The sequence below is a fragment of the Corynebacterium heidelbergense genome (assembly GCF_028609845.1).
Lineage (GTDB): Bacteria > Actinomycetota > Actinomycetes > Mycobacteriales > Mycobacteriaceae > Corynebacterium > Corynebacterium heidelbergense.
The window spans coordinates 675,672-698,537 of record NZ_CP063191.1; the positions used below are offsets into that span (position 1 = coordinate 675,672).

Annotated in this window: 30 protein-coding genes and 3 tRNA genes; 8 read left to right on the forward strand and 25 right to left on the reverse strand. The window is 64.8% G+C overall.

The window, feature by feature from the left end; genetic code table 11:
* Positions 1 to 31: 31 nt before the first annotated feature.
* The 18 genes from CHEID_RS02965 to CHEID_RS03050 form a co-directional block, all read right to left on the reverse strand.
* Positions 32 to 307 (reverse strand): hypothetical protein, encoded by a 276-nt coding sequence (locus CHEID_RS02965; protein ID WP_112769959.1) that lies wholly within the window; start codon positions 305 to 307, stop codon positions 32 to 34.
* Positions 308 to 309: 2 nt separating this feature from the next.
* Positions 310 to 747: a hypothetical protein gene (locus CHEID_RS02970; protein ID WP_112769960.1), complete on the reverse strand. Its 438-nt coding sequence runs from the start codon at positions 745 to 747 to the stop codon at positions 310 to 312.
* Positions 748 to 1,233 carry a hypothetical protein gene (locus CHEID_RS02975; RefSeq protein WP_112769961.1) on the reverse strand — a complete coding sequence of 162 codons (486 nt, stop codon included), beginning with the start codon at positions 1,231 to 1,233 and terminating at the stop codon, positions 748 to 750. It lies immediately after the preceding gene.
* A gap of 3 nt (positions 1,234 to 1,236) precedes the next feature.
* Complete coding sequence (locus tag CHEID_RS02980; protein WP_112769962.1) at positions 1,237 to 1,575, reverse strand: hypothetical protein; 339 nt, start codon at positions 1,573 to 1,575, stop codon at positions 1,237 to 1,239.
* Positions 1,576 to 1,577: 2 nt separating this feature from the next.
* Complete coding sequence (locus CHEID_RS02985) at positions 1,578 to 1,871, reverse strand: hypothetical protein (protein ID WP_146743886.1); 294 nt, start codon at positions 1,869 to 1,871, stop codon at positions 1,578 to 1,580.
* A 13-nt stretch (positions 1,872 to 1,884) separates the two neighbouring features.
* Positions 1,885 to 3,453, reverse strand: a complete 1,569-nt coding sequence (locus CHEID_RS02990; RefSeq protein WP_181645943.1) for an HK97 family phage prohead protease — start codon at positions 3,451 to 3,453, stop codon at positions 1,885 to 1,887.
* Positions 3,454 to 3,456: 3 nt separating this feature from the next.
* Positions 3,457 to 3,765: a hypothetical protein gene (locus tag CHEID_RS02995; RefSeq protein ID WP_146743887.1), complete on the reverse strand. Its 309-nt coding sequence runs from the start codon at positions 3,763 to 3,765 to the stop codon at positions 3,457 to 3,459.
* A gap of 81 nt (positions 3,766 to 3,846) precedes the next feature.
* On the reverse strand, positions 3,847 to 4,587 hold the full coding sequence (locus CHEID_RS03000; protein WP_112769967.1) for an N-acetylmuramoyl-L-alanine amidase: 741 nt from the start codon (positions 4,585 to 4,587) through the stop codon (positions 3,847 to 3,849).
* Positions 4,580 to 5,656 (reverse strand): phage portal protein, encoded by a 1,077-nt coding sequence (locus tag CHEID_RS03005; RefSeq protein ID WP_112769968.1) that lies wholly within the window; start codon positions 5,654 to 5,656, stop codon positions 4,580 to 4,582. Before CHEID_RS03005 ends, CHEID_RS03000 begins: the two co-directional genes overlap by 8 nt.
* Before the next feature lie 68 nt (positions 5,657 to 5,724).
* The gene (locus CHEID_RS03010) at positions 5,725 to 5,937 is read right to left on the reverse strand and encodes a hypothetical protein (RefSeq protein WP_112769969.1); all 213 of its coding nucleotides are present in this window, start codon (positions 5,935 to 5,937) and stop codon (positions 5,725 to 5,727) included.
* Positions 5,937 to 7,340 carry a terminase gene (locus CHEID_RS03015; protein WP_273661235.1) on the reverse strand — a complete coding sequence of 468 codons (1,404 nt, stop codon included), beginning with the start codon at positions 7,338 to 7,340 and terminating at the stop codon, positions 5,937 to 5,939. Before CHEID_RS03015 ends, CHEID_RS03010 begins: the two co-directional genes overlap by 1 nt.
* Positions 7,330 to 7,755 (reverse strand): hypothetical protein, encoded by a 426-nt coding sequence (locus tag CHEID_RS03020; RefSeq protein ID WP_273661236.1) that lies wholly within the window; start codon positions 7,753 to 7,755, stop codon positions 7,330 to 7,332. The genes CHEID_RS03015 and CHEID_RS03020 overlap by 11 nt, the downstream gene beginning before the upstream one ends.
* 165 nt (positions 7,756 to 7,920) lie before the next feature.
* The gene (locus CHEID_RS03025; RefSeq protein WP_273661237.1) at positions 7,921 to 8,190 is read right to left on the reverse strand and encodes an HNH endonuclease; all 270 of its coding nucleotides are present in this window, start codon (positions 8,188 to 8,190) and stop codon (positions 7,921 to 7,923) included.
* Positions 8,187 to 8,480, reverse strand: a complete 294-nt coding sequence (locus CHEID_RS03030; protein ID WP_112770385.1) for a WhiB family transcriptional regulator — start codon at positions 8,478 to 8,480, stop codon at positions 8,187 to 8,189. The genes CHEID_RS03025 and CHEID_RS03030 overlap by 4 nt, the downstream gene beginning before the upstream one ends.
* 148 nt (positions 8,481 to 8,628) lie before the next feature.
* Positions 8,629 to 9,078, reverse strand: a complete 450-nt coding sequence (locus tag CHEID_RS03035; protein ID WP_146743929.1) for a hypothetical protein — start codon at positions 9,076 to 9,078, stop codon at positions 8,629 to 8,631.
* Positions 9,079 to 9,464: 386 nt separating this feature from the next.
* Positions 9,465 to 9,920 carry a hypothetical protein gene (locus tag CHEID_RS03040; RefSeq protein ID WP_112768873.1) on the reverse strand — a complete coding sequence of 152 codons (456 nt, stop codon included), beginning with the start codon at positions 9,918 to 9,920 and terminating at the stop codon, positions 9,465 to 9,467.
* Complete coding sequence (locus CHEID_RS03045) at positions 9,917 to 10,096, reverse strand: hypothetical protein (protein WP_112768874.1); 180 nt, start codon at positions 10,094 to 10,096, stop codon at positions 9,917 to 9,919. The genes CHEID_RS03040 and CHEID_RS03045 overlap by 4 nt, the downstream gene beginning before the upstream one ends.
* 93 nt (positions 10,097 to 10,189) lie before the next feature.
* Positions 10,190 to 10,558: a hypothetical protein gene (locus CHEID_RS03050; RefSeq protein WP_112768875.1), complete on the reverse strand. Its 369-nt coding sequence runs from the start codon at positions 10,556 to 10,558 to the stop codon at positions 10,190 to 10,192.
* A gap of 57 nt (positions 10,559 to 10,615) precedes the next feature.
* Here CHEID_RS03050 and CHEID_RS03055 point away from each other — a divergent pair, with 57 nt between their 5' ends.
* On the forward strand, positions 10,616 to 10,771 hold the full coding sequence (locus CHEID_RS03055) for a hypothetical protein (protein WP_273661238.1): 156 nt from the start codon (positions 10,616 to 10,618) through the stop codon (positions 10,769 to 10,771).
* Between the two features lie 35 nt (positions 10,772 to 10,806).
* On the opposite strand, the gene CHEID_RS10535 is transcribed toward CHEID_RS03055, so the two are convergent.
* Positions 10,807 to 10,989 carry a helix-turn-helix transcriptional regulator gene (locus CHEID_RS10535; RefSeq protein ID WP_112768876.1) on the reverse strand — a complete coding sequence of 61 codons (183 nt, stop codon included), beginning with the start codon at positions 10,987 to 10,989 and terminating at the stop codon, positions 10,807 to 10,809.
* 121 nt (positions 10,990 to 11,110) lie between these two features.
* Here CHEID_RS10535 and CHEID_RS03060 point away from each other — a divergent pair, with 121 nt between their 5' ends.
* Complete coding sequence (locus CHEID_RS03060; RefSeq protein WP_112768907.1) at positions 11,111 to 11,416, forward strand: helix-turn-helix domain-containing protein; 306 nt, start codon at positions 11,111 to 11,113, stop codon at positions 11,414 to 11,416.
* Here CHEID_RS03060 and CHEID_RS03065 read toward each other — a convergent pair.
* Positions 11,379 to 11,454 (reverse strand) — tRNA-Lys (locus tag CHEID_RS03065). The two genes, CHEID_RS03060 and CHEID_RS03065, sit on opposite strands and share 38 nt — an antisense overlap.
* A 458-nt stretch (positions 11,455 to 11,912) precedes the next feature.
* On the opposite strand from CHEID_RS03065, the gene CHEID_RS03070 reads away from it, so the two are divergent.
* The gene (locus CHEID_RS03070) at positions 11,913 to 13,217 is read left to right on the forward strand and encodes a L,D-transpeptidase (protein WP_112768877.1); all 1,305 of its coding nucleotides are present in this window, start codon (positions 11,913 to 11,915) and stop codon (positions 13,215 to 13,217) included.
* Positions 13,218 to 13,262: 45 nt separating this feature from the next.
* Positions 13,263 to 13,487: a heavy-metal-associated domain-containing protein gene (locus tag CHEID_RS03075; protein WP_238599238.1), complete on the forward strand. Its 225-nt coding sequence runs from the start codon at positions 13,263 to 13,265 to the stop codon at positions 13,485 to 13,487.
* Positions 13,488 to 13,624: 137 nt separating this feature from the next.
* Here CHEID_RS03075 and CHEID_RS03080 read toward each other — a convergent pair whose 3' ends face one another.
* From CHEID_RS03080 to CHEID_RS03100, 5 genes are all read right to left on the reverse strand, one after another.
* Complete coding sequence (locus CHEID_RS03080; RefSeq protein WP_112768878.1) at positions 13,625 to 14,137, reverse strand: flavin reductase family protein; 513 nt, start codon at positions 14,135 to 14,137, stop codon at positions 13,625 to 13,627.
* 507 nt (positions 14,138 to 14,644) lie between these two features.
* Positions 14,645 to 14,720, reverse strand: a tRNA-His gene (locus CHEID_RS03085).
* Between the two features lie 288 nt (positions 14,721 to 15,008).
* Positions 15,009 to 15,674 (reverse strand): oligoribonuclease, encoded by a 666-nt coding sequence (gene orn, locus CHEID_RS03090; RefSeq protein WP_420536394.1) that lies wholly within the window; start codon positions 15,672 to 15,674, stop codon positions 15,009 to 15,011.
* Positions 15,675 to 15,745: 71 nt separating this feature from the next.
* Positions 15,746 to 16,621, reverse strand: coding sequence for a mycolate reductase (gene cmrA / locus CHEID_RS03095; protein WP_112768880.1), 876 nt, complete (start codon positions 16,619 to 16,621; stop codon positions 15,746 to 15,748).
* 141 nt (positions 16,622 to 16,762) lie between these two features.
* A tRNA-Arg gene (locus CHEID_RS03100) sits at positions 16,763 to 16,836 on the reverse strand.
* 237 nt (positions 16,837 to 17,073) lie between these two features.
* On the opposite strand from CHEID_RS03100, the gene CHEID_RS03105 reads away from it, so the two are divergent.
* The 4 genes from CHEID_RS03105 (at position 17,074) to CHEID_RS03120 (ending at position 22,829) form a co-directional block, all read left to right on the forward strand.
* Entirely contained in the window at positions 17,074 to 19,314 is a 2,241-nt protein-coding gene (locus tag CHEID_RS03105) for a bifunctional copper resistance protein CopD/cytochrome c oxidase assembly protein (RefSeq protein ID WP_420536381.1), read from the forward strand.
* 344 nt (positions 19,315 to 19,658) lie between these two features.
* Positions 19,659 to 20,255, forward strand: a complete 597-nt coding sequence (locus CHEID_RS03110; RefSeq protein WP_112768881.1) for a single-stranded DNA-binding protein — start codon at positions 19,659 to 19,661, stop codon at positions 20,253 to 20,255.
* Between the two features lie 175 nt (positions 20,256 to 20,430).
* Positions 20,431 to 22,101 carry an energy-dependent translational throttle protein EttA gene (gene ettA / locus CHEID_RS03115; RefSeq protein ID WP_112768882.1) on the forward strand — a complete coding sequence of 557 codons (1,671 nt, stop codon included), beginning with the start codon at positions 20,431 to 20,433 and terminating at the stop codon, positions 22,099 to 22,101.
* 206 nt (positions 22,102 to 22,307) lie between these two features.
* Positions 22,308 to 22,829, forward strand: coding sequence for an acyl-CoA thioesterase (locus CHEID_RS03120; RefSeq protein WP_112768883.1), 522 nt, complete (start codon positions 22,308 to 22,310; stop codon positions 22,827 to 22,829).
* Positions 22,830 to 22,866: the final 37 nt, after the last annotated feature.

The window sequence follows — 22,866 nt, forward strand, 5'->3', positions numbered from 1 at the left end:
GCCAGCGCCGCATACAGGCGGCGCGGATCGTCTACATCGTAGGGGGGAGCTCATCACCGAAGTCGGCCATTACCCCGGCGCACTCTGTCACGAACTCGTCGAATCCTTTGTTTGGGTCGTAGACACCTGTCCGAGTCATCGCGGCGTAAGCCATAAACGACTGTGCCGTGATCGGATTATCTTGGAGACCTCCCCACTTATGTCTCTTTGCTACCTCTTCGTAGCGAATCATGTCGGCCAAGATGATGCGCACGTCTTTGTGCTCGGTGCCGTCCATCATTTCGATATCGGCGGTGATCTTTTGCATTGCTATGCTCCTTTAACTGAATCGATAATCGCGTCCACGTGGCGTTCGTACTCCTTGAGCCACGCGGGTTCGGTTGCTTTCGCGGCGGTGGACATCCACGGGTTCGGGCGAATGCCGCTGCCCTGTACGCCCTTCGTGCGCGGCCAGCCCCAGTGGACCGGGGCGGCGTAGGGCACGCGGGAAGCATTGCCCGCGCGGATTTGGCCCGATCGCTGGCTAGCGAACGATCGCACGGTTGCCTTGAGGCGGCCCCCGGTGCGGGGGCGGCCCCGGCCCGCTTTCTTGTACGGTCCACCCACGGGCGTAGCGGCCACGGCGGCGGATTTCGCGATCTCGGCGGCGGCCTTGTTTGCTGCCTTGAGCCGCTTCAGGTCCACCCCGGCCTTGCGTAGCGTGCGGCGTAGCCGCTTGCCGCCGCGTACCCGTAGCGTGGCGCTCATTTACCCGGTGGCCCCCGGGCTAGCGGCCACGGTCGCGGCGGTAGCGTTCGGGTTGAAGTTCGGGGCCCCGGCGAGCTGCCATTCGGCTTCGGAGGTGTTCTTCTGGCGTACCTTGCCGCCGATCTGTACGGGGTCGATGATCACGCGGCCGGTCACGGCGGCGGTGCCAGCGGAATCGGGCACGAACTTGAACGGCATTTCCTTACCGGCGTGCTTCCAGGTGAAGTCGATGACACCATCGGCTTCGAGGTCCTGGAACGCGGTGACGTTCATCGTCCAGGTGTAGGTGCGTTCACCGGCCACGGTATCGCCACACAAGGTGTATTCGGGATCTTCCGAGTCACCTTCGGCGCCGATCGTGATTTCGGTGACCTGGCACGATAGATCGAGCTGCGTGCCTACGCTGCCGAGCACAAGGGTGCCGGGGCCGAGCACGGTCTTCTTCCGCTTCGGGGATTCGCTGGGCAGTGGGTTTGGTGCGGTCATGGTCTAGTCCTCCAGTGGTATGGGTGTGAGTCGTAGGGCGGGGAGTGTGGGCAGCTCGGACCACGTGAACGTGGCCGGGGTAGCCCCGGCGGTCAAGTCTGAAACCTTGTCGAACAGGTCGAACAGCGATTCCATGGCGGCGGGCATGCCGTTATCGGCGGCTACCAGCATGACTTCTGCGGTGGCTACGTGGTCACCGCACATGGTGGCGTCCGGGCCGATTTCGGCCAGGCTCACCACCGCTCCGGGCACGGTCAGATCGCGGGGGTCTAGCGTGGCTGGCACGCCCCGGTTGGTCAGGGTCTCGGCCAGATCGTGGAGTGCGTTCATGTAGTCAGCCATGGCTATCCCACCTGTGGTGTGGCCCATGCGTTGATTCGCAGTAGCCGGTCTAGGTCGGCGTCGTAGCGCGGTATGTAGGCCGCGCCGGAATCGCCGAATGTCTCTACGCCGCCGGGGGAGTTGCGGCGGCGGTGGTAGCGGGCGGCCAGCATGACGGCCCCCTGGTGCGCCCCGGGCGGCCACTGCTCACCGTGCCAGTCGGTGACTAGCGCGTTCACGGTATCGACGCACGCGGCCAGATCGGGGTCGGCGGCGTCGATTCGTGCCCACCGTGCGACCTCGGCGGTGGTGATCATGCTGGCCATGGTGCTACGCCCCCGTAGCGGGCTTCGGGGCCGGGCCGAATGTCACTTTTCGGAGTCCTTCGGGGCGGTTGATCATCAGGGCGGTGTAGCCGAACAGCGCGGCGTCACGGCCACCGCGTGCGATGTGCTCGGCCTCCACGCGCAGCGGGGAGCCGGGAAGCTCGAAGTGGGTCACGGCGGACTTGTTGCCGAGCACCACCGTGCCAGCGGGCACGAATTGGCTGGTCACCCACTTGGACGGGTCGGTGGCCGGGATGAGGTCCAGGTACTTCGGGGCCTCCAGCGCGGTGAGCTGCAGAATCGACTCGTAGTCCGCCGGGTTCAGTAGGACAAACGAGGCGGGGGAGTGGAGGTCCTGGTCGATCGCGATGGACCCGCGCGCCACGGCGTGGACGATATGGTCGGCGGTGCCGTCGATCGCAGTGGCGTTGTCTACCAGGAACTTCCCGGTTTCCTGGTCGGTCTCGAAGGCGTAGGACTCGGCCATGGCACGCCAGTAGGCGTTGAGGAACTCGGTCTCCTTGAAGTCCCAGAAAATCCGGTCCAAGTCGTTACCCCCGGCCCAACGCACGGCGTCGCGTTCCACGGCTTCCACGGCGGCGGGCTTCGTGGGGATTTCGGCCTTGTTACCGGCGTACTTGTCCACGCCGGGCTTCTTGGTCCACCGGTAGCCGATCGCCTTGCGGCCCTTGAGCGGGGCCTGGGTGATCAGGGGGATGACCCGGCGGGTGTAGGTCACGCCGTTCCACAGCTCTCCGAGCCACTGCGGTGCAGACCGGTTGATCATGCCGGCGTCGGTGATGTCGGTCAGTTCGGCGTGGAGCTCGGCGGTGCGGTCACCGTTGGCGGCGGCGGTGAGGTAGTCCAGCACGTCGGACAAGCTGGCGTGCACGGGCTCGGCGCTGGCCGGGGTGCCCGGGGTGGGCATCACGCCCGGGGATAGGGTGTTCTTCTTCACGGTCTCGGTCTCCTTGTTGGTGGTGGTGTCGTCGTCGTCCTCGTCGGACTCGTCATCCGGCTCGGCGGGGTCATCCGGCGGCGCTGCGTCGGTGTCGTCCTCGTCGTCGGACTCGTCATCCGGCTCGGCGGGGGTCTCATCCTTTGGGGTGGGTGCCTGGGCTAGCACGCTGGCTACCCGGGCGTTCGCGAACGCGGGCATGGGCACAAGTGCCACGGCGGACAGGATCGAGCTAGTGACGGTGGTTCCGTCCTTTTCGATGCCGTAGGCCTCGATGCTGAGCGCGTCGATGACGTGCTCGGCGGCAGCGGTGAGGGCTCGGTCACCATCGGGGCCGCTGCCAACCTTGAATGTCATTTCCACGCCCTCGGCGGTCGCTTCCCAGTCGGTGGCGTGGCCGATAGGCGTGCCCTCTGGGGAGTGCCCAGCGAGCAGCTTCACGCGGGTGATATCGGCGGGCACCCGGATCGAGCCGGGGGCGAACTTCAGCGCGCCCCCGCTGGTGCGCCCGAACTCATCCCACGGCAGGATCATGCCGCGTATGGTGCGGGCGGATTCGGCCACTATCGGCGGGGACTGTACCGCCGGGGTGAATGTGTCGGTCGTTGTGGTCATGGGTTAGTCCTTCCGGTGCTTGCCGACGTAGTCCAGTTCGTCGGCTTGCTGGTCGGCGGGGTGGGTGGAGCTGAGAAACGTGGTGTGGTTGCGGAGCCACTTCTCGACGCCGGGGACTGCGAGCACCCGCTGGATGGCGGCGGTCACGGTGAGGAAGCTGACCACGGCGGGCACGGTGTCGATGTTCGCGGCCTCGGCTATTTCAGGCAGTAGGGGTAGCAGCGCGATGGCGGCCACGATCGTGGTGCGCAGGGTGGCGCGCCACGGGTAGCGGATAACCGCCGGGGCGTTGCTCAATCTTTCGGGCTGCATGCGCCACGTAACTCCCTACTGCAAACACCATGAGGATCACGCCAGCGGCTACACCGGCGGCGAAGATCAGGGCCATGATCATCATTTCTTCAGATCGGTCGTGCCAGGCACGCCCGCGCGGGCGGCGGTGGCGGCCAGTAGGTCGTACATCGTCCGGTTGCCGCCCTGCGGCCAGCCGCCGAACTGGCCGGGGGCTTTCTCACCGCCGAGCTGGGCAAGGATGAACCGGCATAGGTCGCGGGTCTCGGTCAGTAGGGCGCGGTCTTCGGGGGTCATGTCATCGTCTCCTTTGGGTGGGGTGGGGTGCTGTGCTTCGGCGACCATGGCGAGGAACCGATCCCACGGGAACCCCGGGCCGGGGTCTACGTGGTCGGTCTCTCCCCATGCCTGGGCGGTATCCACGTGTCCGCAGAAACCACCACGGCCAGCGCGGAGTTCACCTGCCGAGCGCTTGACCACGGGGATTCGATAGCGGCGGGCCCACTCGGCGCATACCTGGGCACCGGCCCGTAGCATGCGGTCCTGGGCTAGCCACTGTTCGCGGGTCTCGGTGCCGCGCATGACGAACGACAGGTGCAGCCCGGACCGGTTCGAGGTGGGCCCGGCGGACCACGTTTGCCAGTCATCGGTGTTCTCTTTCAGCACCACGAGGCGGGTGTCGACCAGCATGTGGTAGCTACCGGATTCGCTGTCGATCTGGTACTGCGCTACGTTCTCCGCCGGGGTGCCGGGGCTGTTCACGGTCACGTGAATGCAGATGTGGTTGATCGCGCTGAGCGGGCGCGGATTGCCGAAGTTGAAGCGGGGGGACCAATCAAGCATTGCCGTTCTCCTGTGGTGTGTCGTGGTCGGGTTTGTCGTCGTCGGGCACGTCAAGGTCACCCACGGTCGGGCTCGTGAGGTCGGTCAGATCGAAGGCGACGGCGGTTCCACGTGGAACCACATCGTCGAGTCCGAGGCGGGCGGCGATCGCGGCCATGTACGGGGCGAGCGCGTAGTCGATCAGCTCGACGTTCCGGGCGGCGGCGTTGCTGTAGGTGATCGTGCCGGTACCTGCCGTGCCAGCGTCGATCATCATGGCGGGCACCCCGGCGGCGCGAGCGATATCCACGGCGGCCGCGTTACGCCCCCCGATGAGTAGATCGGTGTTCGCTTTGCCGAGTTCTTGGACGTCGATGGACTGGTTCGCGAATGCCACGCCGCCGTTCTTGCCTCGGCGGGCATCGGCCCACGATTCGACCAGGGCGCGGCGCTGGGCGTCGGTGAGTGGCTGGCCGCCGGTTTGCTTCAAGAGCACCTGGGCGGCGGGGGTCTCGGCGTACCGGGTGGCGAGCTCTTGGAGCTGCACGGCGTGGCGTATCGCGGCTGCCGAGGTCTGCAACAGGCCTTCATCGGGGCCGGGGATGAGGCACACGTCCGACGGGTCCACGATCTGGCCTTGCACGATCACGCGGTTGTCCTGGTCCACGTCCCACAGGTGGTAGGGGATACGGTCGGCGCGGATGACTGCGCCGCTGGCGTCACGTTCGAGCGCCCAACAACTCCACCCGTAGAAAAACAAATCGTCCACGGTCCATGTCATGCGGAACACCGGGGAAGCTACCCCGTCGGTGCGGACCATCCACAGGGGCTGGCGCACGGCGCGCTTGCCGTCCTGGCGTGCCTCCAGCGGGCACCGGGCGATAGCACCGACGATCAGGCGGCGGGCCCGGGCGATCGCGGGCACACCCATGGCCATGGCGCGGGATACGGGCCGGGGCGCATCCGGCGGCGTGATGGTGAGCAGGTGGTTCGGGCTAGCCCACGGGGACTCGTAGGGCACCGCGTCGTAGGGCTGGGCGGCCAGGTATGGCAGCGCCAGCCATTGACGTAGTGAGTCGGTGATTCCCATGGCTCTAATGGTGCCGAGGGGGGCGGACGTTCCGACGAATTACGCGGTGAAGTCGCAGGTGAAGCGGCCTAATCGGTGGCGGCTAGGCGGCGGGCGTGGCGGGCGGCGCTGCTGGCCGCGTGTAGGTCTCCGTGGTAGCGGCGGAGGTGGAGCGCTAGCCAGCGCCACGCGGCGTAGTCGCTGGTCTCGAGAGTGCGCTGTTCGCACCGTGGACAGGAAATCACGGTGCCGGTGGTCTCGGAGGTATCGGCGCGGCGGCGGGTCATCTTCTTGGTGGTCATTAGCAGGTCCATATCTCTGGTGTGGGGGCGGGCGCGGGGCGCTGGGCGATAGCGGTGAACGCGAGTAGGCAGGCCTCAATGTGAGCTATCGACCCGCTGGAGTGCTTGCGGTCCAACATCTGGCCAAGGTCACCTACGAACTTCAGGGTTAGGCCGTCGAACGATCGGGCGAGGTCTCGGTCGTAGCGCAGTCGGAGCTCGGCGCGGTTGATGGAGTCCAGGAACAAACCGGTGCCCCCGGCCAGCTCGGCGCTTGCTGGGGTGCTGATGATCTCGGTTAGCGCGGGGTCGGTGGCGATGGTGCTGGCCGGGGAGCGGGCGTCGACCAACGTGGCGCGCGGGTGGTGGCGCTGGAGCTCGGTCAACCGGTCGGCCACCCACCCGGTGCCGGGGCGGGCGTCGACGATTTCGCAGACCGGCGTGCCGTCGGCGGCTTCACCGGCGGCGGCGATGACGGATATCGAGCGGTCGAACGCGGTGGCCACCCCGAAAGCGACCTCGGCGGCGGGGGCCATGGTGGCGGTCTCGGTGAGTACGCGGGCGAGCACGTCCGAGCTGAACACCGCTACACGGGTCTGTGTGCGCACGTTGGCGTAGGCGCGGGCGAACTCGGCGGGCTTCATCCGACCGGCGGCGGTGCGCACCGTCTCCGGTTCGATCGTGTGGCCCACCGCCGGGTGGGCGCGGATGACTGCCTCAATGTCGCTAGGGTCATGGCCCTCGGGTAAGCCCCAGTCGATGATCGCGGTATGCGGGTCCTCGGCGGCGCGGGCGGCGTCCACGATGGCGTGCCACCACGTGGACCGGGCGTCACCCATCGTGGAGAGGTAGATCGTCTGCGCATTCGGGCGCGTGTTCTGCGTGGGCTGGATGGCCTGGATGAGCCCGTCGCCCTGGACTTCCGAGAATGCCCACGGCTCGTCGATGAGGTTGAGGTCGGACTGCTCGGAGTGCAGTGACGTGTCCGTCGGCGGGTGCGGGCGGAACTGCGAATGAATCGCGGGGAAGATCAGGCGGGTATCGCCCGCGCCGCGCTTCACAGCCACGGTGGGGGATAGCAGCCGCTCGGCGTCGACGGCCATGTCTTCGAGGAACCGTTCCCGGGCGATCTGGCCGGTCTGGGCTGTGTACCAGACCTTGCCGTTCGGTGTGATCAGAGTTCGGTGAAGCCCGGCGGCCAGCACGAGCGCGGTCTTTCCAGACTGGCGCGGCACGGTGATGACCACCGTCTTGTAGTGGAACCGGCCCCGGTCATCGACTTCCAGCGCCACGTCGAGGGCCTGGCGCTGCCACGGCATGCACGCCCGGCCCATCATCGCCGAGAGTTTCGCGGCCTTAGCTCCGAGGGTGCGGCGGCGGTAGTCGCGGGGCGTGTGGAACCGGGGGACTGCCTCACTCATCATCGCCGCCGAAGCACCGAAGCTCGGCGCGGTCCTCGGCGGGCGCGGGGTCGGCGGCATCCGCAGCGGCCAGATCGTCGATCAGGGCGGCGATCTTGTCCTCGGTCTGGGTCTGGCGACTGTCAGGGGTCATCCGCGCCTCTCGAAGCCCCTCCACCATCGCGGGGATCACCTTCGACGGCCCGTAGGGCTGGTTCTGTGCTTCGTGGCTGTCGAGCTCCCACGCCCCGGCCAGCAGCACGGTCGCTAGCCCGTCGTCGATCCGGTCGATCAGGCCGGCGTCACGGGCGGCGGACAGCGCCCCGGCCATGGCACGGGAGTGGCGGCCCCCATCGAGGCGCTGCGAATCCTTCGTGGTGGGCGGGTCGAATAGATGGGCCTGGCCATGGCCGGGCGTTCGCGGGTCCTGTCTGGGCAAAACCGGCTCCTTCCTGGGCTTTCCCGGGGATGTACCTCCCCCGGGGGCTGAATTTTGCTTGAAAAAAGGGCAGGGGCGCGCGGGACTTCCTGGCCCCGTCTGACCTAAAAAAACCGCAGGTCAGACGGGGTTTTCGCTTTTCGCGCGTTTTCGCAGGTCAGAGACCTACCAACGTCGCGATGGTGGAGCTCGCGAAGGCAGTGGATGCGCCGCGCGCCACTGCTCTAGCGGCATATCGCGGCGCGCGCTGTTGCAGCGGCGGTGCGCTGGTCGCAGGTTCGCCAGATCGTCGGTGCCACCGTGCGCACGCGGTATCACGTGGTCCGGTGAGTCAGCTCCGGGCATGCCGCATAGGTGGCAGGTGGTGCCGTAGTGAGCCAGCACGGCCGCGCGTAGCGCTGCCACCCGGCGGCCACCCCACCCCCCGGTAGTCATGGCCCCACCCCCGCTATCGCCCGTAGGCGGGTGAACGCCATACGGCGGCGCACCTTGTTACCGGCCCGCTCTGGTACTGGCACCCCGGCCCGTATCACGCCCTCGGCGCGGGTGGCCAGCGCGTCGGCGGCGCACTCGCGTTGCACCGGGCATTCCCGGCATAGCTCGGCGGCGTAGCGGTGGATCGCGCCAAGATTGCGCCCGCGCGTAGGGGAAGCGTCGATCAGGGCGGCATCCACGCCATGGCACGCGGCGCGGTCCATCCACTCGGTGCCGGGGCGGATCATCATGCGATTCCCCCCCGGCGTAGGGCGCGGGCATGCTGCGCCCGCGCGATTGCTTCCCACCTCGACCAGTCACCACGGGCCGGGCGGTAAAGCCGCTCGGTCGGTAGCTTCGTCTCAATCACGCGGGACCGGGCGGCGCGGCGGGCGCGGCTCATGCGCGGCTCCACGCCAGCGGGCGGGTATTGCCGTACCGGTCCCGTCCTAGCTTGCCCAGAATCTCCAGGGCGTCGTCGTCGTCCATCATCTCGGTGTCGATGTACTGGTCTGTCTCTTCCTGGATTTCCTCGGCGGCGTCCATCGCGGCGTACGTACCCACGGCGCTCGGGTCCTCCAGGCAGGCGCGGGCGAATTCCTCCAGGTGAACGTCATCGACGTGATTGGCTGGCCAGCGGGCATTGTCCATGCACGCGGACCAGAACGCTTGTAGCGGGGTCATCTCCTGGCCGCCGTCGAAGCGGGGGAGCTCCACGGTGAAGCCCTCGGCGGTGGACGTGGTGATTCGGCGGGCGATTGATTCGGTGTCGTACCAGAGTGGGTCAATCCCCATGTGGGCTAGCTGGCGCGTGAACTCTTCGATGGTGGGGAAGTGGGTAGTGGTCATGGTGGGGTCCTTTCGGGGAAGCGGAAGCAGGGGGGGGGCTGCTCCGGTTGAGTGAGGGAGGGCGGGAAGTGGGCGCGGGTGGCCCTTAAGTGGTTTGGACACTTAGGGACCACCACACTGGCCGTCCGTCTATCGGTCGGTCGGTTGGTCGTCGGTATGCGCCGCCTGGAATGGCGGTAAGTGTGCGGCCGGGGATTACTCGGCTGCCGAGACTGGCTAAGACGGTTCGATAGCCCACGCCACCACGGCGTGCCTAGTCCGAGTTCGCCTTTACCTAGGTCGAACCGTCTTTCGGAATGGGAAGCAATCCCGCTCTAACCGGGGACAGCACCGCTGGTGAGGCGGCCACCGCGCATTACGCCACGCGGTCAGGGCGATCGGGGGGCTTAGACCAGTGCGGTGGTCTGTTGCATGTGGGAAGTCAGAACCTCCAGCGCGGCGGTCGCCCGCTCGTAGCGCTGTTCGGAATCGGCGGCGCACTCACGGGCCGCTTCGGCGTCCTCTGTACGGCCAGCGGCGGCATGAGTTTCAGCCGCTTGGCGGAACGTGTGAGATAGGTTCTCTTGCTGGTAGGCGAGCTTTCGCAGCTCTCGTAGCGCGGCGTACTCTTTCGCAAAGCTTTTGTCGGTCTCTCTAGCGGCGCGGCGTGCCAGCATGACGGTGCGCTGGCGCTTACGGGCGGCGCTGATCACGGTCTGAATTGTGTCCGCGCATTGCTCCCAGATACCGGCTAGGTCGTCGCTATCGGCGGCGCGGGCGGCATGCGCGTGGCGCTGCCAGTCGGTGACCACACGGGACAGTTCGGAGGTGGCCACGGTGGGGAACTTGCTGGGGTGGGTCATTCGTCATCTCCTCGGCTGGCCGCCTCGAACGCCAGTGCGCCGAGGGAAGCGGCGGCTAGCAGAATCGCGGTGCGGGGCCCGGGTAGGTAGAACGCGCCGCCTAGTAGCGCGGACATTGATAGGGCGATGGTGCCGCGCTGTAGCCAGCGGGGCGGTTCCAGTACGTGGGTAGTCATGCGGCTACCTCCTCGCATGGCGCGTAGCGGTCGGGGTTATCGGCGTGGAGCTCACCGGCCGGTCTATCCACGCCGGGGTGTAGCCGCTCGAAATCACCGGCCACTGCGTCCAGCCTTCGCGCGGACCTCCCGGTATTGGCGGTGTTGTTCGCGATCACGGGAGATTTCCAGTCCTTCGCCGATCACGGGTTCGACGTTGGTGGTCAACCGCAGCTCAATCTCGTAGATCCCACCCGAGTATGGGTTGGTGATCTTTGCCGGTGCCAGGATGAGATCGCCGGGGATGAGGATGTTGTCCGGGTCATCGGCGAAAGCCACGCCGTCGAAGGTCAGCAACAGAGCCCGGTCTTCGGGGGCTTTGCTGGCTGGACGTTCCCGGGACAATTTCTCGCGAAGGTTCTCGGCAATTAGGTCGGAGAGTTCATCAACGCTCACGGGGTAGCGCGGTGAGTCATCAGTCATGGTTGTTCCTTAGAGTGGTGGGGTAGTTTGCCTAGAGACGGGAAGGGGGTGAACAGCATGGGTAACCAGAACTGGGGTGACATCCCGAAGGATCAGAAATGGGAGGATGTCAACCCGAAGCAGACGTACAAAGACCTGGAAGATCAGGATGTCGATACGTCGAAGCCTCGCGATGTCATTGAGTGCTGGATGGACGAAGATGACAACGAGTAGGACCAGGTAGCCCTCGGCGTTCCAGCGCCGGGGGCTTACCCCTTGCATGTTTCCCCCTCGGCAATCCGGTCAATCACGTCAGGATCAAACAGATATGCCCCTGAATTCGGTAAGCGCACTGCAAACGGGAGGTGCCCTTTCCGCACGCGCCACGTCACTGTGGAGTAGGGAACGCCGAGGCGTTCAGCTACCTCTTTTGTCGTTAGTGGCCGGGGCATGAACTAGAAGTTAGCGCAATCACTAGAAGTTCCGCAACCACAATTTAGTGAACTAGCTAAATTCATCCGCTCTAGGTGTGTCTCATTGCTAGAATCTGCGCTGGTGGGTAGAGTTAGCGACATGACTAATGCGACGCATTTAGCTGGCGTTATACCGGCCTGGGAAGTCCGTCACCGTATTCAGCGGGCTCGGGAAGTTGCGGGTTTACGGCAACCGCAACTCGCGGAGGCTATCGGCGTGTCACGTGCAACTCTTGCGAACGTTGAACAGGGTGTTCGCGAACCCCGTCGTGGTGAACTAATCGCTATTGCGTTCGCTACAGGGGTAGATCTTCAGTGGCTAGAGACGGGCAACGCCCCCGCCGGGAATGATCCCGAGGGGGGCGTGATGGTGGGTCATCAGGGACTCGAACCCCGAACCCGCTGATTAAGAGTCAGCTGCTCTGCCAATTGAGCTAATGACCCAAAGCGGAACACGATTGCTCTCGCGGAGACGGTAGCGCGAGGGCGTGTGCAACGAGAAAGAACTATAGCCCGCCTTGTGCTACGCAGCCAAATCAGCAGCTCCCGGCACTTCTTGGTTCATCCGGCGGGGCGCGTTCTCCCGCGGGGGGAGTGGAGGGGCGCTGGGTGAGGGTGGCGTCCTCAAGAGAAAACACATTGCCACCCCAGGCACCCGGCAATCGCCCCACGGCTTTCCGCCGGGCTGCAAACTCGCTGCGTAACGGTTTGGACACAAGTGCGCCGAAAAGCACCGTGATCGTAGCCACAGGCGCCGTCGTGGGTTTAAGGTTCCAAGAGTACGTCAGTAAGCCCCCTGGCCGCCGCCGGAAACTGCTCAAGCTGTGCAAAGACCTCGTGAGATGCCCAGCGCTGTGCACGCCCGGGGGCGGCCAGACACATCGACACGAGCTTGGAGCACCATGCCGCTAACCGGACCCCGCCAGCACCCAACCAGCCGCGCAAACCAGCGCCGTCTGGCGCTGTGGCGGAGGCAAACACCGGCGGCGTTCGAAACCCAGGCCGCCGGCACCCAGGCCCCCAAAACCCAGGCCCGCAAAGCCCCCGCCGTGACGATCGCTGCCCTCCTCGCCACCGGCGGCCTCCTAGCAGGCTGCACTGTCGGCGACCACGGCCAGGACAACTCCGGCAACGCCGGCAGCTCCGCCAAGCCCGGCGACGAAGCCGGCAGCATCAAGGCGAACATCAAAGACAAGGCCAAGGCCGCCGACGTCAACGAGCCTGTCACGGTCACCGCCGATGAGAAACTGGACTCCGTCAAACTCACCAACGACGCTGGCCAGGACGTCGCCGGAACCTACAACCAGGACCACACCAAATGGACCGCCAACGAAAAGCTCGGCTTCGGCCGCCAGTACAAGCTCGCCGTCAAGGCCGGGGAGCACAAACTAAACAACTCCTTTACCACTGTTAGCCCGGACTACCAGGTCAGTTCCAGCCTCGCCCCGGTGGAGGGGGCGACCGTCGGCGTGGGCCAGGTCATCGCCATCCGCTTCGACTCGGTCATCGAAGACCGCAAAGCCGCCGAAAAGGCCATCAAGATCGAGACTGACCCGCAGGTGGAAGGCGCCTTCTACTGGATCAACGGGCAGGAAGTGCGGTGGCGCCCGAAGGAGTACTGGAAGCCCGGCACCAAGGTGAAGATCAAGGCCAACCTCTACGGCACCAAGCTCGGCGACGGGATGTACGGCGCCGAGGATCTTTCCGCCAACTTCACCATCGGCGACGACGTGCGGGCCATCGTGGACAACAACTCGAAGACCATGAAGATTTACCGGAACGGCAACTTGCTGCAGACGATGCCCGTCTCCTTGGGCACTGACGGTGGCCGATGGGCCACCCCGAACGGCATCTACCGCGTCGGCGAGCAGAACGAGTCCCTCATCATGGACTCCGCCACCTTCGGTCTCCCGCAGTCCCAGGGCGGCTACCGGACCCCCGTGCAATTCGCAACGCAGTTAAGCTACTCCGGTATCTATATCCACGCCGCGCCGTGGTCCGTGTGGGCGCAGGGCAGCCAGAACACCTCCCACGGCTGCGTGAACGTCTCCACGCAGGACGCCCAGTGGGTCTTCAACAACATGAAGCGTGGCGACATCGTGGAGATCAAAAACACCGGAGGTGGCCAGCTCGATGGCACCGACGGCCTTGGCGACTGGAACATCGACTGGGCGACGTGGACCAAGGGAAACCCGGCGCAGGGATGAACGGGGCAGTGACTGGAAACCCGGCGCAGCAATGAGAGGAGCGCAATGATGCTAAACGGACCGACAACCTTCGACGTGAACGGCATGAGCTGCGAGCATTGCGTCCGCGCCGTCACGGAGGCGGTGAGTGCCATCCCCGGCGCCAGCGACGTGCGCGTGGATCTCAGCGGCGGGACGGTTGCGTTCGTGGCGGCCGATGTGTCCGAGGCCGCCGTCGTAGATGCGATCGATGATGCGGGGTACGACGCCACCCTCCACCACGCGCCCTAAGACTCCCCGCGGGGGTTGGTTGCTTCTTCGTGGGCGCAGTTCTGGGGCGCGGTGTTGGTGATCGCAGTGGGTGGACGTTGCTTCTCGGGGCGGTGCTGGAGCGCGGCGTTGGGGGCGTCCGGAAATGAGAAGAGCCGCTACTCGGAGGCCAACGGCGGGGTACGGCGCAGGCTGAAGAACCGGTGGTTTTTGTAGACGAGGGGGTCGAAGTGGGCGTCGGCGTTTTGGTTGAGGGTGACGCCGAGGACTTCCGCTGCGACGAGCGTGGCCGGGCCGCTGCGGATCGTATCCATGGTGCGCGCGCGGAGGACGGCGCGGGCGGCGGGGAGTAGCGGCTCGCCGGTCTCCGCCGTGGACCAGCCCTGATCGGGAGTGAAGCGGGGGCCGTCCGGGCGGGCGAAGGCGGCGGCGACCGCGGCTTGACCCGCGGTGAGCAGATGGATGAGGAACGTGTCCGCCGCCAGGAGTTTGCCCGCCGAGCCGGTGTGTTTCATCAGTGAGAAGCTGACGGCGATGGGGTCCAGGGAGAGGCTCGAGACGGAGGAGGCGGTCAGGCCGAACGGTTGGCCGTCGACAGTGGCCGTGATGATGCTGACGCCCGCCGGGTGCGCGCGGAAAGCCGCGCGGAACAGAGATTCTGTGTCCGGCACCGGTTCTCCTTCCGCGGGTAACGGGGCGGGCCTGTGGCTAGCAGCAACATAAGCTGACGCCGCCGACAACCTTCCGGGCCCATGGCATGTTTCCTCCAATTTAGCGGGCCACCCCGGCCCCTCTTTGAGGCGGGATAGCCCGTTTTATCGGTTCGATGTCGCGAAGTGGGGGATTTTCTGCACGAAACCGGTGAAAACGCAGGGCTCCCTACGAGTGATTCGGGGTGAGGTAGCGCTGAGGGGCGTTTTCCCGGACACTTCTGGCGGGTTCGAGGGGTGTTTTGCCAGGTGGTGGGTTCGAGGGTGTCCGGGGTTTCGCCCCTTTAAGCGCTTTCGTGGAGTGTGCGGCTGGCTGATAATGCGTCCTGAGCGTAGGGACGGGCTAGCTGGCACAGCACAGGTGGGAAACTAACGGTTACGGAGCGATTGCGGGAATGGGCCGGTGCGGGTTGGGGCGGACACGCGCTAGGCCCCGAACCAACATGATCGGTTCGGGGCCTGATGCTCTGGGGTGACTGACGGGACTCGAACCCGCGACACCCAGGATCACAACCTGGTGCTCTACCAGCTGAACTACAGTCACCATTGCGCCACCCTCGCGCCATAAGGCGCGTGAGCAGCGAGGTACATGTTAGACCAACCGCCGCCTAGCAACCAAAAGTGCTAGTCAGGCGGAGACTAGGTGGCTTGCACGGGATGCGTTGACGGGGCGCCGGGGTGGCTGCCGGCTGGGCGTGTTCGCACCGGCGGGATGCGTTGATGGGGCGCCGGGGTGGCTGCCGGCGGGGTTCGGTGGTGGGCTGATTGAGTGATTGCTCCGGTGGGATGCGTCGGTCGGCCGGGTGTCAAAGCCGCGCTCACCCAACCCCATCTACACCTGCCCGCCGGGCGCGCCGTCGACGTGGATCGCGTCGGCCGCCTGCCGGATGCGATCGGCGTCCGGCTCCTCGGGAACCAGCATCGTGCGACGGTAGAACTCCAGCTCGCCAATGGACTCCCGAATATCCGCCAGCGCACGGTGCGCCAACCCCTTCTCCGGCTGCCCGTTGTACACGGCGGGGAACCAGCGCCGGGCCACCTCCTTGAAGCTGGACACGTCGATCATCCGGTAGTGCAGGAACTCATCGAGCCGCGGCATGTACCGCGCGATGAAAGTCCGGTCCGTCGCGATCGAGTTACCAGCCAGCGGAGCGGAGCGAGCCTGCGGCACGAAACGCTGCACATACGCCAGCACCAGCCGCTCCGCCTCCGCGAGGCTCAGCGTCGACGCCCGGATCTGCTCCGTCAAACCCGAGTTGCCGTGCATCGCGACGACCACGTCATCCATCTGCGCCAGCTCCTCCTCCGTCGCGTGAATGACCAGGTCGATCCCCTCGTCCAGCGGCGTGAGCTGCGCGTCGGTGACGATCACAGCAATCTCCACCAGCACGTGCCGGTCCGGGTCCAAGCCCGTCATTTCGCAGTCCGCCCAGACGATGCGGTCGTTCTTCGCGATCTGGTTGGGGGTTGTGTACGCCTCCGGGTTACTGGACGCCAATTCCGGGGCGCCGGACCCGGCGCCTCGCTTCGGCGTTGACGAATCCTGGGTGGGGTGCTGTGTTGGGGGCGTCATGAAGACATTCCTTCCGATCCACTTTGACGGGCCTGCGCACTTTTCTGGGCTTGTTGCCCAGCGACCTCGGCCGCCATTTTCCCGTACAGCTTGCCCATGAGCGGGGCGGAGAGGCGGTGTGGAACATAAAGGCCAAAAACATTCATCAATTTGGACAGCGGGCCGGGGACCACCCGCACCTTGTTGGCGGCCAATGCGTTCAACGTATCCACCGCGCAATCCTCGTAGGTAGTCCAGATGAAATCCGGAGTAACCCGATCGATACCCGTTCGCTTTTCTTCCTCCTTGCGGGCCTCCCGGACCGGCCCCGGGGCCAGCAGCGTGCACTTCACCCCGGTGCCCAGCAGCTCGTAGTGCAGGGACTCCGTGTACAAGTTCACCATGGCCTTGGTGCCCACATAAGTCGCGTTATTCGGAATCACCATGTTCCCGGCAACCGAACCGACGTTGACAATGCCCCCCTCCCGGCGCTCCACCATTCCCGGCAGCACTGCTGCAGTGAGTTCGAATAGGGCCGTAGCGTTGAGTTCGAACTGGGAGCGCTCGAAATCGTAGGGCAACTGGTGGAATTTGCCGAACGTGGCGATGCCTGCAGAGTTGACGATCATATGTACCGTTGTGTCCCGCAATTCCGTAAGGAACTCGCCCCGGGCCGCCGCGTTTGCGAGGTCCACGCTGCGAATTTTCACGTCGCGCTCCGGCAACTGCTCCGCGATGAAGCTCATAGGGGGCACGGTGCGGGCGACCAGAATGAGGTCGTGACCCCGGCGGCCCAGCTCGAGGGCAATGGCCTGGCCGATGCCAGAGGAAGCCCCTGTCACCACGGCGTATGAACCCGGGCGGGGGGAGGGGAGGGAATTATTGTCAGACATGCGGTGGGGAACTCTCCTTCATCGGACTATTCGGTCAGCGGTGATCTGCGCCGATTTGCTGCCCACGTTACCGGGATGTTCTGAAGCACTCGAAGGAGGACACCGAGGCCAAACTGGCTGGCACATCGCGAAGAAACTTTGTGCCCCCGGCAGGATTCGAACCCGCGACACATGGGGTAGAAACCCACTGCTCTAATCCACTGAGCTACGGAGGCTGAGGGGCCGGGTCGGCCACGTTGGGTCGCCCCAGAATCAGAGACTAGCGGACCCCTCGCATCAACGGAAAAGGCCACCTGCGGCCGAACCGTCTCCGTATGGGGTTACAGACCGCGGGTATACCGCTCAGGGATCTCAGGCGACGGTGAGATCGAACATGGGCTTCAAATGTAAATTTGGGCATTCTGTTATCGGCCGGTAGGGGCTGCGAGGCCCTGGGCGGTAAGGTCAGACCTATGGCAACCACGCACGTGGAACAGCAACCCCGCACCGCTGACCAGCCCGCTGAGCGCCCGACCCCGGCGGGCCCAACTGTGATGCGTACCCCGGCCATCGTGTACCTCGCGGCGGCGCTGATCGCAGGCATCGTTGGAGCCCTGATCGGCTTCGTCTACCTCGGTGATTCGCTGCGAGCGCTCGGCATTCCCGACCCGGGAGCCCTAACTTCCGTGGGCCTGCCCTTCCTGCGGGCGGCGGCGACCGTCATCGCGTGCCTCGGTGTGGGATCGTTCCTCATGGCGGCGCTCGGGGCCCCGCCCCGCAAGGACGGCATGCTTGACCTCGACGGCTATCGAGCGTCCCGCACCGGCACATGGTGCATGTTCCTCTGGGCCGTCTCTGCGCTCGTGATGATCCCCCTGTCCATGTCTGACGTTTCCGGCGCGCCTCTATCCCAGACCCTGAAACCAGATTTGTGGGGGCCCGCTATCCAACAGGTTTCCGCAGCGCTGGCATGGCTGTGGGTGGCGATCTTCGCCGGGTTCCTGTGGCTCGTGTCCCTGCTGACCCGCCGGTGGATCTGGCAGCCAGTCTTTCTCGCACTCAGCGTGCTCACCCTCGTACCCCTCGGACTGGAGGGGCACTCCGCGTCCGGGGGTAATCACGATTTCGGGGTGAACTCGCTTTTGTGGCACATCGTCTTCACCGCGCTGTGGGTGGGCGGACTGATGGCGCTCATCGCCCATGCCAAGCGGCGGGGCCCGCACCTGGCGGTCATCACCTCCCGCTACAGTTTCCTGGCCCTGTTTGCAATCATCACGTTGGCCATCTCCGGTTTGGTGAACGCCGCGCTGCGGGTGAAGTTCAGCGAGTGGTTTACCACGGACTATGGTCGGATCATCGCTCTGAAAGCGCTACTGATCATCGTCCTGGGCGTTTTCGGATGGCGCCAGCGGCAGCGCATCCTGCCGCAGTTGCAGGCAGCCGAGGGGCCCAAGGGGGCCATGACGGATGCGCAGCGGGCACCCTTCATCCGGCTGGCAATCGGCGAAGTACTGGTCATGGCGGCGACAATCGGGGTAGCCATATCTCTTTCCCGAATTCCCCCGCCACTGCCGGAACAGCTGGACCTGACGGTTCAAGACGTCCTGCTGGGATTCACTCTGACCGAGCCCCCGTCGATCGGTGCTTATCTCACCCATTTCCGGTTTGACCTCGTCTTCGGAACGGGTGCGTTGATCTTCCAGGCTGGATACATGTGGGCTTATCTCAGCCTGCGGAAGAAGGGCGTAGAGTGGCCCATCTCCCGACTGATTTGGTGGACGCTGGGCAACATATCCCTCATCCTGGCGACCTGCACCGGGCTGGGCATGTATGCCATGGCAATGTTTGCCCCGCACATGCTGCAACACATGATGCTCTCCATGCTGATCCCCGTGTTCTGGGTGCTCGGAGGACCCATGACGCTCCTGCTCCGGGCGCTTCCCGCAGCCGGTCGGGATGGGGTGCCGGGACCTCGGGAGTGGCTCGTGGTCTTCATCAATAACCCGGTTTCTCGATTTCTAACCAATCCCATCGTGGCCGGGATTCAATTCGTCATCGGTTTTTACTACCTCTATCTCTCCTCGCTGTTCGATTGGATGGCGCCGGAGCACGCGGGTCACCTGTTCATGATGATCCACTTCATTATCTCCGGATACGTTTTCTACTGGGTGATCATTGGTGTAGATGCTGCCCCGCGGCAGCTAAGCCCGTTTATCAAGATGCTGACCCTCTTTGCAGTTGTGGCTTTCCACGCGTGGTTCGGCATCGCGATGATGCAGATGAGCACTCCACTAAACCAAGACTTTTACAACGAACTGAACCTTCCGTTCGCCGTGGACCTCATGCAGCAACAGAATACCGGGGGTGGAATTGCGTGGGGGCTGGGTGAGATTCCGCTTGTTCTGGTCAGCGCTGCCCACGCTGTGCAGTGGATGCGTTCAGATCGGCGGGAGGCCTCCCGCTACGATCGCAAGGAAGAGCGAACTGGTGACGCTGACCTCGAAGCTTACAACGCCATGTTGGCGGGCTTAGCCTCCGGCGAGGGGACAGAGGCCGATCGTGCCTACTACACAGGCGAGTACACCGACCAGCAGGTCCAATCCGCGCTGCACTCCGACCGACACCGTCATCAACACGCAGCGCGAGCACATGTAGCTAGGGCCAGGGAAGACTCCGGGCTTGATCGGCAGAAATCCGACGGCCAGAGTCAATAGGGGCTTAAACCGTTCGTAATCCGGCCGGCAGGCGTCAAGCACCTTGACTGCTAGTTGTGTAAAGACCCGCTCCGAACGCCGTTTTTCCCCACCGCTGTCGGACCGCGGCCGAGGTGCCACCCGCCCTGCGTGTCACGATGGTCTTACTGAAGCCACCGGGGAGCTAAGCGCCAGTCCGGCATCGGGAGATACACGAGCTGGGTGCCCTCCTCCTCGGCGGCCTCAGGGACATTAGGGCCCTTCGTCGCATCTGCGGCCACCGGGAAACGGTGGAGTTGTCGGGGATATTCCGGCTTAGCCCACCGCAGGGGCGGGGCCTACACCACATTAGGGAGGGGAAAACTATGGGCAGCAACGTTTCCAGCATTCACTTGACCGGCAATGTCACATCGGCGCCGTACATCGTCAAGAAGGACACCACCGGCACTCTCGTGGCTCTACGAGTCGCCGTAAACCACCGCTATCGCACGCCAGAAGGGGAGTGGCGCGACGGGGAGGCCATGTTCCTGGATGTGCAGTGTTGGGGCCAGCTCGGCCTCAACGTGCTGAGCTCCATTATTAAGGGCACGCCCATCCTCGTCATCGGTCGGCTGATTCAGTCCACCTGGAAGGTGGAGGACGCCAAAACCGGAGAATGCCAGAACCGCTCCGTGTTAAAGATCAAGGCCAGCCATGTGGGAGTGGACCTAAACACCCGCCGTGTGGATGCGTTCCGCGCTACCGCAGGGCGGGAGGAATCCGAGCGGGACGCCGCTACCGGGGCGCAGGTCGGTACCGAGCACAATGGTGCCGGCGGCCCTGCTCGGTCCACTGACATGAGCGGTGCCGGGGCCACTGGGTCCCCGCAGATGCCAGCCGAGGCGGAGGACAACGGTGCCGGGGAGAACCTGTGGGACGAAGTGGATCGCGGAGAGGGGGAGCGTGAGCTGAGCAGTATCTAGGCTGCGGTGAACACCTCGAGTCCCCGCAGCCTGGGCGAGGGCACTTCGGCACGTACACTAGACCGCTAGATGCAGTGGCGGGTTGATCGTCGCGGCTTGCGGGAGCACCTAGCTCCGCGGGCCGCGCAGCCGCCACGGAGCTGGGACTACGACGGAAAGGTGTGCAGAAGTCACCGTGGGCGAATTCATTTACACGATGAAAAGCGTGCGCAAGGCGCACGGGGATAAGGTCATTCTGGACAACGTCACGATGGCGTTCTACCCGGGGGCCAAGATTGGCGTGGTGGGACCTAACGGTGCCGGTAAGTCCTCCATCTTGAAGATCATGGCGGGGCTGGACCAGCCCTCCAATGGGGAGGCGTTCCTCGATCCCGGCGCGACGGTGGGGATTCTTCAGCAGGAGCCGCCCCTCAACGAGGACAAGACGGTGCGCGAGAACGTAGAAGAGGGGATGGGGGAGATCTTCCAGGTTCGACAGCGCTACGAGGCCATCGCCGAGGAAATGGCCACCAACTACACCGATGAACTCATGGAGGAGATGACCGAACTCCAGGAGAAGATCGACGCGGCGGACGCGTGGGAGCTGGATTCCAAGATCGAGCAGGCCATGGATGCGCTGCGTTGCCCGCCGGGGGATTCGGGTGTGACAAAGCTTTCCGGTGGCGAGCGCCGCCGCGTCGCCCTGGCCAAGCTGCTGCTCAGCGAGCCGGATCTGCTGCTGCTGGATGAGCCGACCAACCACCTGGACGCAGAAAGCGTTCTGTGGCTCGAGCAGCACCTGGCCAACTACCCGGGCGCCGTGCTGGCCGTCACCCACGACCGTTACTTCCTTGACCACGTCGCCGGCTGGATCTGTGAGGTGGACCGAGGCAAGCTCTACCCCTACGAGGGCAACTACTCCACCTACCTGGAGACGAAAGCGAAGCGCTTGGAGGTCGCCGGACGCAAGGACCAGAAGCTGCAGAAGCGGCTCAAGGAGGAGCTCGCCTGGGTTCGTTCTGGTGCCAAGGCTCGCCAGGCCAAGAACAAGGCTCGCCTCCAGCGCTACGAGGAGATGGCCGCGGAGGCTGAGCAGTACAAGAAGCTCGACTTCGAGGAGATCCAGATTCCCACTCCGCCGCGCCTGGGCAACCAGGTGGTGGAGGTCACCGGGCTCAACAAGGGTTTCGATGGCCGAACCCTCATTAAGGATCTCTCCTTCACCCTCCCGCGCAACGGGATCGTGGGCGTGATCGGGCCGAACGGTGTGGGTAAGACCACCCTGTTCAAGACCATTGTGGGCCTGGAGCAGCCCGACGGTGGCGAGGTGAAGGTCGGCAAAACCGTCAGCCTTAGCTACGTGGATCAGAACCGCTCTAACATCGACCCGGAGAAGACCGTGTGGCAGGTCGTGTCGGATGGCTTGGACCACATCGTGGTGGGCCAGAATGAGATGCCTTCCCGCGCATACCTCTCCGCCTTCGGATTCAAGGGCCCGGACCAGCAGAAGCCTGCGAAGGTTCTCTCCGGTGGCGAGCGCAACCGGCTCAACCTCGCACTCACCCTCAAGCAGGGCGGAAACCTGATCCTCCTCGACGAGCCGACCAACGACCTCGACGTGGAGACCCTCAGCTCCCTGGAGAATGCGCTGGAGAACTTCCCCGGTTGTGCCGTGGTCATCTCCCACGACCGCTGGTTCCTCGACCGGACCTGCACGCACATTCTGGCGTGGGAGGGCAATGTCGCCGAGGGGCAGTGGTACTGGTTTGAGGGCAACTTCGAGGACTACGAGAAGAACAAGGTGGACCGGTTAGGCCCCGAGGCCGCCCGCCCGCACCGCGTCACTCACCGCAAGCTCACTCGCTAGCTTCCCGCCCAACCCCGAGCAGCCCAAGCCGGTTCTTGTCCGGGGCCCACCCAACCCCGGGGTAGCCCAAATCGGCTTTCGCCCGGGGCTCCTGGGGCCAGTGTGACCCCTGAGGCGTGTTGGTCGTTGACGTGACCCACACCTCTGCCGCTATAGTTTCTGTTCTGCAACCATAGGAACTATTGGTAAGAGGACGGTGACGGACTATGCCCTTCGTTGACCACGAGGCCACGTCCACGCGTTGGCATAGCTGCCACCGCGAACTCCGCTGGTCAGATTTTGACCAGTATCAGCACGTAAACAACGCAAAGTACCTCGAGTTCGCCCAGGATGCTCGCATGGTTTTCCTCCGCGATGTTCTCACGGAGATGGACATCGCCGTGCCCCCCTTCTTCGTTCGGCACACCACCATCGACTACCCCCGGCCCCTCTCGCCGGGGGAGTCCGAAGTGGCGGTGGGAACTTTCGTCACCCACGTCGGCACGAAGTCCTGCACGATGCGCCAGGAGATCAAAGACTCCCTCGGCGAAGTGGCGTGCACCGTGGACACCGTCATGGTGGGGGTGGACATGATGACCGGCAAGTCCCGGGAATGGTCGGAGCGCGATATCAACAACCTCATGATGTTCTACATCCCCCTCGAGGACGAAGACTCCGCCGAGGCCGTCACCAGCACCGCCCACGCGCACTCGCAGCCTGAGCCCGAGCGCCTCAACCGCACGGCATAGCCCCAACCCTCAACCGTTCGGCATAACCCCACCGCCC

Excerpts from the sequence above, each read along its gene's own strand:
- CHEID_RS03030 (WP_112770385.1), bottom strand. The coding sequence starts at position 8,480 with ATGATGATCCGCCCCGGCACCGAGTGGATGGACCGCGCCGCGTGCCAT.
- CHEID_RS10535 (WP_112768876.1), bottom strand. The coding sequence starts at position 10,989 with ATGCCCCGGCCACTAACGACAAAAGAGGTAGCTGAACGCCTCGGCGTT.
- CHEID_RS03105 (WP_420536381.1), top strand. The coding sequence starts at position 17,074 with ATGGCAACCACGCACGTGGAACAGCAACCCCGCACCGCTGACCAGCCC.
- CHEID_RS03025 (WP_273661237.1), bottom strand. The coding sequence starts at position 8,190 with ATGACTACCGGGGGGTGGGGTGGCCGCCGGGTGGCAGCGCTACGCGCG.
- CHEID_RS03120 (WP_112768883.1), top strand. The coding sequence starts at position 22,308 with ATGCCCTTCGTTGACCACGAGGCCACGTCCACGCGTTGGCATAGCTGC.
- CHEID_RS03045 (WP_112768874.1), bottom strand. The coding sequence starts at position 10,096 with ATGACTACCCACGTACTGGAACCGCCCCGCTGGCTACAGCGCGGCACC.
- CHEID_RS02990 (WP_181645943.1), bottom strand. The coding sequence starts at position 3,453 with ATGACCACAACGACCGACACATTCACCCCGGCGGTACAGTCCCCGCCG.
- CHEID_RS03000 (WP_112769967.1), bottom strand. The coding sequence starts at position 4,587 with ATGCTTGATTGGTCCCCCCGCTTCAACTTCGGCAATCCGCGCCCGCTC.
- CHEID_RS03110 (WP_112768881.1), top strand. The coding sequence starts at position 19,659 with ATGGGCAGCAACGTTTCCAGCATTCACTTGACCGGCAATGTCACATCG.
- CHEID_RS02980 (WP_112769962.1), bottom strand. The coding sequence starts at position 1,575 with ATGGCTGACTACATGAACGCACTCCACGATCTGGCCGAGACCCTGACC.
- CHEID_RS03005 (WP_112769968.1), bottom strand. The coding sequence starts at position 5,656 with ATGGGAATCACCGACTCACTACGTCAATGGCTGGCGCTGCCATACCTG.
- CHEID_RS02985 (WP_146743886.1), bottom strand. The coding sequence starts at position 1,871 with ATGATCACCACCGCCGAGGTCGCACGGTGGGCACGAATCGACGCCGCC.
- cmrA (WP_112768880.1), bottom strand. The coding sequence starts at position 16,621 with ATGTCTGACAATAATTCCCTCCCCTCCCCCCGCCCGGGTTCATACGCC.
- CHEID_RS02970 (WP_112769960.1), bottom strand. The coding sequence starts at position 747 with ATGAGCGCCACGCTACGGGTACGCGGCGGCAAGCGGCTACGCCGCACG.
- CHEID_RS03050 (WP_112768875.1), bottom strand. The coding sequence starts at position 10,558 with ATGACTGATGACTCACCGCGCTACCCCGTGAGCGTTGATGAACTCTCC.
- CHEID_RS03075 (WP_238599238.1), top strand. The coding sequence starts at position 13,263 with ATGATGCTAAACGGACCGACAACCTTCGACGTGAACGGCATGAGCTGC.
- CHEID_RS03015 (WP_273661235.1), bottom strand. The coding sequence starts at position 7,340 with ATGATGAGTGAGGCAGTCCCCCGGTTCCACACGCCCCGCGACTACCGC.
- CHEID_RS03040 (WP_112768873.1), bottom strand. The coding sequence starts at position 9,920 with ATGACCCACCCCAGCAAGTTCCCCACCGTGGCCACCTCCGAACTGTCC.
- CHEID_RS03035 (WP_146743929.1), bottom strand. The coding sequence starts at position 9,078 with ATGACCACTACCCACTTCCCCACCATCGAAGAGTTCACGCGCCAGCTA.
- CHEID_RS03055 (WP_273661238.1), top strand. The coding sequence starts at position 10,616 with ATGGGTAACCAGAACTGGGGTGACATCCCGAAGGATCAGAAATGGGAG.
- CHEID_RS03010 (WP_112769969.1), bottom strand. The coding sequence starts at position 5,937 with ATGACCACCAAGAAGATGACCCGCCGCCGCGCCGATACCTCCGAGACC.
- CHEID_RS02995 (WP_146743887.1), bottom strand. The coding sequence starts at position 3,765 with ATGCAGCCCGAAAGATTGAGCAACGCCCCGGCGGTTATCCGCTACCCG.
- CHEID_RS03060 (WP_112768907.1), top strand. The coding sequence starts at position 11,111 with ATGACTAATGCGACGCATTTAGCTGGCGTTATACCGGCCTGGGAAGTC.
- CHEID_RS03070 (WP_112768877.1), top strand. The coding sequence starts at position 11,913 with ATGCCGCTAACCGGACCCCGCCAGCACCCAACCAGCCGCGCAAACCAG.
- CHEID_RS02975 (WP_112769961.1), bottom strand. The coding sequence starts at position 1,233 with ATGACCGCACCAAACCCACTGCCCAGCGAATCCCCGAAGCGGAAGAAG.
- CHEID_RS02965 (WP_112769959.1), bottom strand. The coding sequence starts at position 307 with ATGCAAAAGATCACCGCCGATATCGAAATGATGGACGGCACCGAGCAC.